This is a genomic window from Cellulomonas sp. P2_B4 (assembly GCF_056404795.1).
Genome location: NZ_JBFUDI010000076.1, coordinates 1 through 591 on the forward strand (window position 1 = coordinate 1; position 591 = coordinate 591).

General features: G+C 75.0%; 1 protein-coding gene. It reads right to left on the reverse strand.

The features are described from left to right. Positions 1–590, reverse strand: a 590-nt coding sequence (locus AC1DZC_RS20170) for an NAD(P)/FAD-dependent oxidoreductase (protein ID WP_477044520.1), incomplete at its 3' end; no start/stop codon positions are given. Position 591 lies beyond the last annotated feature (1 nt).

The window sequence follows — 591 nt, forward strand, 5'->3', positions numbered from 1 at the left end:
GCGCTGTACCACCACCCTTCCGGCCGGGCCTCGATGACGATGCGGGAATCGCCGGGCGCGCCGGCGAAGAAGCGGGCGAAGGCGGCGAGCGGCTCTCCTGCCTGCAGCGCAGCGCCGAAAGCGCGCGCCAGCCGCCAGCGCCGGCCCGTCGCCCAGACGACCAGCCTTGTCTCGACCTTGCCGCCATCGGCCAGATCGAGGCGCCAACCGGTGGCGGTCTCAGCGGCGGATCGCACGGGCGACGCGAGGCGAAGCTCCGCGCCCGCCGCCGCAGCAGCCTCGGCGAGCAATCGGTCGAAGCGGGCACGGTCGAGCTGCCAGCCAGCGCCGTGCGCCGAAAAGATGCCGGGGCGTTCGACCAGCGTGTCGCTGGTCCAGGCGGAGTCGACCGCGCGGCCCGGAACGAAGCCGCCCGCCTCGAAAGCCGGCATCACGCCGAGCTGGTCGAGCAGGCCACGCGCCAGCGCCGGCAAGACTTCGCCCAGCTTCGGCGCGTCGTAGCGGCCCGCCTCGAGCAGCAGCACGCGCAATCCCGGCGCGTGCCGCCTGAGAGTCAGCGCGGCGGCGGCACCCGCCGGACCGCCGCCGATG